Source organism: Paenibacillus barcinonensis (assembly GCF_003217495.1).
GTDB lineage: Bacteria > Bacillota > Bacilli > Paenibacillales > Paenibacillaceae > Paenibacillus > Paenibacillus barcinonensis.
Genome location: NZ_QJSW01000037.1, coordinates 22,523 through 29,482, shown reverse-complemented (window position 1 = coordinate 29,482; position 6,960 = coordinate 22,523). Strand labels below are relative to the sequence as shown.

Below are 6,960 nucleotides of genomic sequence, written 5' to 3'. Positions count from 1 at the left end.
GGAAAGTGATCTGGAACCGTGGTGTAGTTGGCCTAACATGCCTGCCTGTCACGCAGGAGATCGCGGGTTCGAATCCCGTCGGTTCCGCCATTTATGTATGCTTCAAGGATGAAAATCCATAATTCGGTAAATTCAAATATGGCTCGGTAGCTCAGTCGGTAGAGCAGAGGACTGAAAATCCTCGTGTCGGCGGTTCGATTCCGTCCCGAGCCACCATCTATACAACAATTTGATACGCCGGTGTAGCTCAACTGGTAGAGCAACTGACTTGTAATCAGTAGGTTGGGGGTTCAAGTCCTCTCGCCGGCACCACTTTATGGAGGATTAGCGAAGTGGCCAAACGCATCAGACTGTAAATCTGCTCCCGTACGGGTTCGGTGGTTCGAATCCATCATCCTCCACCAGTTTTATTATGAGTCATTAGCTCAGTTGGTAGAGCACCTGACTTTTAATCAGGGTGTCGAAGGTTCGAATCCTTCATGACTCACTTTTATTATATGCGCGTGTGGCGGAATTGGCAGACGCACTAGACTTAGGATCTAGCGTCTTTGACGTGGGGGTTCAAGTCCCTCCACGCGCATCCCTTATTTTGCGGAAGTGGCTCAGCGGTAGAGCATCGCCTTGCCAAGGCGAGGGTCGCGGGTTCGATTCCCGTCTTCCGCTCCAATATGCGCCCTTAGCTCAGCTGGATAGAGCGTTTGACTACGAATCAAAAGGCCGGGAGTTCGAATCTCTCAGGGCGCGCCATTATTTTTCACTAAAAGAATAACTACGCCGGCGTGGCGGAATGGCAGACGCGCTCGACTCAAAATCGAGTGGGAAACCGTGGAGGTTCGAGTCCTCTCGCCGGTATCGCTAACGGGATGTAGCTCAGCTTGGTAGAGCACCTGGTTTGGGACCAGGGGGTCGCATGTTCAAATCGTGTCATCCCGATTTTTGTTTATGCGGGTGTAGTTCAATGGTAGAACTTTAGCCTTCCAAGCTAATAGCGTGGGTTCGATTCCCATCACCCGCTTTATATATTGAGGAGAAAGAGACGGCACAAGCTGTCTCTTTCTTTTTTTTGTATAAGAAGTAGCGTTATTTTTTTTAGATCATAAACTACGGATGCCCTCCTCTGTTCTTCCAGCTTTCATAACCTGAGCGATACACCCAGCAGCCAGCTACACACAACCTTCCCACCTTTGATCTCAACTATTCGATAAAGCCATATCGCCCCTAGTTTTTACTGAAATAATCTCTAATTTTAATAAAACGCTTACAAAAATAGCTTGCGAAAATGCCCAGCCTGTAATACCATATGAATTAAGCGCTTAACCTTTAGGGGTAAGGCGCTTAAACTTAACGTAGATTAAGCGCTTAACCCGTAAAGGAAAGGATGACGATCATTTATGACAACGATTCGACTAACGATGGCTCAGGCTCTGCTTCGATATCTGGATCAGCAATATATTTCAGTAGACGGGGTAGAAACCAAGTTTGTTAAAGGGATTATTGGAATATTCGGACACGGTAACGTAACAGGGATTGGGGAAGCACTGGAGCGCAGCCCTGGAAGCCTCACATATATGCAGGGGAAAAATGAACAGGGCATGGTGCACACAGCAGCAGCTTACGCCAAACAGAAGAACCGCAAACAAATCTACGCTTGTACAACGTCCATTGGACCAGGTGCATTAAATATGATTACAGCTGCAGCGACAGCAACAGTAAACCGAATTCCGGTCTTACTTCTTCCTGGCGATAATTTCGCTACACGCGAACCAGATCCAGTATTGCAGCAGCTTGAAGTAAGCAGCGATTATACGATCTCTGCTACAGACCCTTTCAAAGCTGTCAGCAAATACTGGGATCGTATCGTACGTCCAGAACAATTGATGGTTGCTGTCACAAATGCGATGCGTGTCCTGACAGACCCTGCTGAAACGGGGGCTGTGACATTGGCACTGCCTCAGGATGTACAGGCAGAAGCCTATGACTATCCTGAGTCATTCTTTGCTCGCAAGGTGCATTATCTCGATCGCAGACCCCCCGTGCAGGCAGCGATCGAACGGGCAGTAGATGAGATCGCTCAAGGCAAAAAGCCTTTGCTTGTTGCCGGTGGAGGGGTACTGTACTCCGAGGCATCGGCTCAACTGATTGAATTTGCTGAGACGTTTGGCATTCCGATGGCTGAGACACAGGCTGGGAAAAGCGCAGTATCTTGGGATCATCCGCTGAATGTTGGAGCTATCGGGGTAACGGGTTCTCTGGCAGCCAACCGCTTGGCTAAAGAAGCAGATGTAGTTATCGGGGTAGGCACAAGATTTTCCGATTTTACTACGGCGTCGCATGCCGCTTTTCAGCATCCGTCAGTGAAATTTATTAATATCAACTTAAATAGCATGGATGCTGCCAAGCTGGGTGGAGAAGCCATCCTTGCAGATGCTCGTGAGGGACTACAAGCATTGCAGAAGGGACTACAGGCCAAACAGTATCAGACTGGCTACGGGACATCTGAGATAGCTGATCTGCGTGATCAATGGACTGCTGAAGTGGATCGGCTGTACGCTGTCCAGCATGAAGCGGGTCTTGCACAGACAACAGCAGTTGGCATTGTAAACCGTACAATTGATCCATCTTCGGTCATTGTCTGTGCGGCAGGAAGTCTTCCAGGTGACCTACATCGTCTGTGGCGTGCAACTGAACCTAAGACATACCATATGGAGTATGGTTTCTCTTGTATGGGATACGAGGTCAGTGGAGCATTCGGCGCAGCACTTGCGGAGCCAGAGCGTGAAGTATATGCCATGGTGGGTGACGGCAGTTACCTGATGCTGCATTCCGAGCTGGTGACAAGCCTGCAGGAACAGCGAAAGATGACGATCCTCCTTTTTAATAACAATGGCTTCCAATGTATTCATAATTTACAGCGTGAACACGGCAGTGACGGGTTTGGGAACGAGTTCCGTTATCGTGAAGCGGAGAGCGGCCGTTTAACCGGAGACTATATGCCAATGGATTTTGCAGCACACGCGCGCAGTATGGGAGCCAAAGCATATCGAGCAGAAACTGCCGAGCAGCTGGAGCAAGCCATTCGTGATGCGAAGAATGAAACCGTAACGACCTTGATTGAGATTCCAGTTGTACCGGGAACCAACACAAGCGGATATGAATCATGGTGGAATGTCGGTGTACCTGAAGTATCTGTAGAGGAAAAAGTAGTTCGTGCCCATGAGGCGATGAAAACAAATCGCGGCAAAGCAAAACTCGTTTAGGCAGATTAGATATATTTCATCCAAGACATCAATTTTTGATGACATGACGATTTAGTACACAGAACGTGTTGTGAAATGACCAACTAAAGGAGCCGTGAAACCATGAGCAAGCTGCCATTCCAGCTTGGGATTCATCCGATCAACTGGGTCGGCGAAGATGTGAAGGAACATGGTGATGATACCACTTGTGCCCAGATTCTAGACGATATTCAGCGCCTGGGATTGACAGGTACAGAGATGGGGCGCAAGTATCCGACTGATCCTGCAACGTTGCGTGAAGAATTAAGCAAACGAAACATTAACCTGATCTCTCAATGGAAATCCGTACTGTTCTCCGATCTGGCGTATCGCCAGGCCGAGCTGGACGACTATCGCAGACATGCCGAATTTCTGCAATCCATGGGAAGTAAGGTGATTAGTACGGCCGAGGTAGGCGGATCACTTCATTTTGATCCAAGACGGACACCACACGAAAAAGAAGTGCTCAGACTCAGCGATGCCCAGTGGCATGTTCTTGCTGAAGGCTTGAACCAGGCAGGAGCTATAGCCAAGGAATATGGATTGAAGCTCACTTATCACCACCACGGGGGCACAGTAGTTGAACAGCCGGAGGAAATTGACCGTTTGATGGAGCTGACAGACCCTTCGCTGGTTTACCTGCTCTTTGATACAGGCCATGCCTACTATGGGGGAGCTGACCCACTTGAGGTGCTGCGTAAACACTATGATCGAATTGCCTATATTCATCTGAAGGATATTCGCCCGGATGTGCTGGATCAGGCACGTGCAGAGCAATCGGACTTTGTTGGCTGCATTCGCAGAGGAGTGTTCACTGTGCCAGGGGATGGATGCATTGATTTTGCACCTATACTGCAAGAGCTGATCAGTCGCGGATATGATGGCTGGGCGATGCTTGAAGGAGAACAGGACCCGGCGCTTCACAATCCGTATGAGTATGCGAAGCGTTCCCTGAGTTATATGGAGTCTCTGTACCAGCACGTTTAAAGAAAAATAATTAACTTCGATATTATTCCATGATAGAAAGGGGTTCACACACGATGACTTATGTATCCTTTCCGACCACAAGGAAAAAGGATTTTACGGCTATTGGCCGCTTGTGTATCGACTTGAATGCCAATGAGATTAACCGCCCAATGGAAGAGACGATGACGTTCACCAAATATGTGGGTGGTTCTCCAGCGAATATTACCATCGGGATGTCCAGACTCGGAATGGAGACCGCGTTTATCGGCAAAATTGCAGGTGATCAGATGGGCCGCTTCATCCAAAGTTATCTGGAGAAGAACGGAATTGATATCAGCAATGTGGTGACGGACCACACAGGGGCAGTAACCGGTCTTGCTTTTACAGAAATCAAGAGCCCGACAGACTGTAGCATCCTGATGTATCGCGACAATGTAGCCGATCTGTTATTGCAGGCAAGCGAGGTACAGGAGCAGCTGATTGCGGATTCCAAAGTATTGCTGATCTCTGGTACAGCTCTGGCACAGAGCCCTTCCCGTGAAGCGGTTATTCAAGCCCTGACCTATGCCAAAAAACATGGCACTATCATTGTGTTTGATCTGGACTATCGTCCATACACATGGACATCCGATGAGGAGACAGCAGTCTACTATAACCTTGCTGCCGAAAAGTGCGATATTATCCTAGGTACACGGGAAGAATTCGACATGATGGAGACATTCGAGCACAACCCGGAGCATAGTGATCAGGTGACCGCCCAGAAATGGTTTGATTTTTCAGCCAATATTGTGGTAATCAAGCACGGTAAGGAAGGCTCCATAGCTTATACACGCGAGGGACTCTCACATCGGGCGAACAGTTATCCTGCTCAAGTTGTCAAAACATTTGGTGCCGGAGATTCGTATGCCGCAGGATTCTTATATGGATTGATGCAGGGCTGGACAATTGAGCGCAGTATGAGCTACGGAAGCGCAGCGGCAAGCATCGTCATCTCCAGCCACAGCTGCTCGGATGCCATGCCAACCGTGGAACAAGTGAATGAATACATTGAACGCTGCGACCGGGGCGAGATTATTCCGTCCTAAGCGGCACATACGATAGATTTTGTAATCTGGCAAAGAGAATTGGATATGGAGAAGCGAAGGAACGTACAAGAAACGTACGGGTTAACGTGAGAATCGGTTAAGGAACGCCAGAAGTAACGCACATAAACGAGGGGAGACAGCACACATGGGAAAAGGAACTTCAGAAGTGTCTGCAGCAGTGACGAATGTACAGAACTGGATCGGGGGAGCTTGGGTAACCCCGTCAACAACACGGACCGAACCGGTCGTAAACCCGGCAACGGAAGAAATTATTGCATATGTGCCGCTGTCTGAGCAAGCCGATGTTGATCTGGCGGTGCAAACGGCACGCGAAGCATTCAAATCATGGAGTGGCACACCGGTTCCTCGCCGTGCTCGCATTCTGTTCCGTTATCAGCAATTGCTGGTGGAGCACTGGGAAGAGCTGGCAAGACTGGTCACACTGGAAAATGGTAAAAGTTATGCCGAGGCTTATGGCGAGGTATTGCGCGGTATTGAGTGCGTTGAGTTCGCAGCGGGTGCGCCAAACCTCATGATGGGCAAACAGCTGCCTGATATCGCTACAGGTCTGGAATCAGGCATGTTCCGTTATCCTATCGGTGTAATCGGGGGGATTACTCCGTTTAACTTCCCGATGATGGTACCATGCTGGATGTTCCCGCTGGCGATTGCGTGCGGTAACACATTTGTATTGAAGCCTTCTGAGCGTACACCCCTGCTGGCAGGACGTTTGGCAGAGCTTTTCAAAGAAGCGGGTCTACCGGATGGCGTGCTTAACATCGTTCACGGTGCACATGATGTGGTGAACGGACTGCTGGAGCATAAAGAAGTAGCGGCAATTTCCTTTGTCGGCTCACAGCCTGTGGCAGAATATGTGTATAAAACGGCATCTGCTAATGGCAAACGTGTTCAGGCACTGGCTGGAGCGAAAAACCACTCCATCGTTATGCCGGACGCTGATCTTGATCTGACGGTTAAAGAGATCACGAGTGCAGCCTTTGGATCAGCTGGCGAACGCTGTATGGCTTGTTCTGTTGTCGTAGCTGTGGGTGATGTGGCAGATACCTTGGTACAAAAGCTGGTAGAAGCGGCCGACCGCATCAACATTGGTAACGGTATGGACGAAGGCGTGTTCCTTGGCCCGGTCATTCGCGGTCCTCACAAAGAGCGTACACTGGGTTACATCGAATCAGGCGAGCAGGAAGGCGCCGCATTGATTCGGGATGGACGGAAGGATCAGGCTACAGATGGTTCCGGCTATTTTGTAGGCCCAACCGTATTTGACCATGTAGATAGCACGATGAAAATTTGGAAGGACGAGATCTTTGCTCCAGTGCTTTCGGTAGCAAGAGTAGAGACGCTGGAGGAAGCTGTTGAACTGGCAAACCGTTCAGACTTTGCCAACGGGGCATGTCTGTTTACTCGCAGTGGTGCAAATATGCGCCAGTTCCGTGAAACGATTGAAGCGGGCATGCTGGGAGTAAACCTGGGTGTACCGGCACCGATGGCCTTCTTCCCATTCTCTGGCTGGAAGAAATCGTTCTACGGTGATTTGCATGCTAACGGCACCGATGGTGTTGAGTTCTACACCCGTAAGAAAATGGTCACCACACGCTGGTAGTTGTTAACAAACA

Annotated in this window: 4 protein-coding genes and 11 tRNA genes; all 15 read left to right on the top strand. The window is 49.4% G+C overall.

Features of this window, described 5'->3' with window-relative positions; translation table 11 throughout:
* Positions 1 to 12: 12 nt before the first annotated feature.
* The 15 genes from DFQ00_RS27795 to DFQ00_RS27725 all read left to right on the top strand — a co-directional run bounded on the left by DFQ00_RS27795 (position 13) and on the right by DFQ00_RS27725 (position 6,947).
* Positions 13 to 90 (top strand) — tRNA-Asp (locus DFQ00_RS27795).
* 50 nt (positions 91 to 140) lie between these two features.
* Positions 141 to 216 (top strand) — tRNA-Phe (locus DFQ00_RS27790).
* Positions 217 to 236: 20 nt separating this feature from the next.
* Positions 237 to 312, top strand: a tRNA-Thr gene (locus tag DFQ00_RS27785).
* A gap of 6 nt (positions 313 to 318) precedes the next feature.
* Positions 319 to 404 (top strand) — tRNA-Tyr (locus DFQ00_RS27780).
* A 10-nt stretch (positions 405 to 414) separates the two neighbouring features.
* Positions 415 to 487 (top strand) — tRNA-Lys (locus tag DFQ00_RS27775).
* A gap of 12 nt (positions 488 to 499) precedes the next feature.
* Positions 500 to 580, top strand: a tRNA-Leu gene (locus DFQ00_RS27770).
* 11 nt (positions 581 to 591) lie between these two features.
* Positions 592 to 666: transfer RNA gene (locus DFQ00_RS27765), tRNA-Gly, on the top strand.
* 4 nt (positions 667 to 670) lie between these two features.
* Positions 671 to 747 (top strand) — tRNA-Arg (locus DFQ00_RS27760).
* A gap of 26 nt (positions 748 to 773) precedes the next feature.
* Positions 774 to 852, top strand: a tRNA-Leu gene (locus DFQ00_RS27755).
* Between the two features lie 7 nt (positions 853 to 859).
* Positions 860 to 933: transfer RNA gene (locus DFQ00_RS27750), tRNA-Pro, on the top strand.
* Between the two features lie 11 nt (positions 934 to 944).
* A tRNA-Gly gene (locus tag DFQ00_RS27745) sits at positions 945 to 1,015 on the top strand.
* Positions 1,016 to 1,391: 376 nt separating this feature from the next.
* The gene (gene iolD / locus DFQ00_RS27740; RefSeq protein ID WP_110899660.1) at positions 1,392 to 3,257 is read left to right on the top strand and encodes a 3D-(3,5/4)-trihydroxycyclohexane-1,2-dione acylhydrolase (decyclizing); all 1,866 of its coding nucleotides are present in this window, start codon (positions 1,392 to 1,394) and stop codon (positions 3,255 to 3,257) included.
* 102 nt (positions 3,258 to 3,359) lie between these two features.
* Positions 3,360 to 4,262 carry a myo-inosose-2 dehydratase gene (gene iolE, locus DFQ00_RS27735; protein WP_110899659.1) on the top strand — a complete coding sequence of 301 codons (903 nt, stop codon included), beginning with the start codon at positions 3,360 to 3,362 and terminating at the stop codon, positions 4,260 to 4,262.
* 53 nt (positions 4,263 to 4,315) lie between these two features.
* On the top strand, positions 4,316 to 5,326 hold the full coding sequence (iolC, locus tag DFQ00_RS27730) for a 5-dehydro-2-deoxygluconokinase (protein ID WP_110899658.1): 1,011 nt from the start codon (positions 4,316 to 4,318) through the stop codon (positions 5,324 to 5,326).
* Positions 5,327 to 5,471: 145 nt separating this feature from the next.
* A complete protein-coding gene (locus DFQ00_RS27725; protein ID WP_110899657.1) occupies positions 5,472 to 6,947 on the top strand; it encodes a CoA-acylating methylmalonate-semialdehyde dehydrogenase in 1,476 nt (491 codons plus the stop codon).
* The last annotated feature ends 13 nt before the right edge of the window (positions 6,948 to 6,960 follow it).

Bases quoted from the DNA above. Each gene is read 5' to 3' on its own strand.
- iolD (WP_110899660.1), top strand. From the start codon at position 1,392: ATGACAACGATTCGACTAACGATGGCTCAGGCTCTGCTTCGATATCTG.
- iolE (WP_110899659.1), top strand. From the start codon at position 3,360: ATGAGCAAGCTGCCATTCCAGCTTGGGATTCATCCGATCAACTGGGTC.
- iolC (WP_110899658.1), top strand. From the start codon at position 4,316: ATGACTTATGTATCCTTTCCGACCACAAGGAAAAAGGATTTTACGGCT.
- DFQ00_RS27725 (WP_110899657.1), top strand. From the start codon at position 5,472: ATGGGAAAAGGAACTTCAGAAGTGTCTGCAGCAGTGACGAATGTACAG.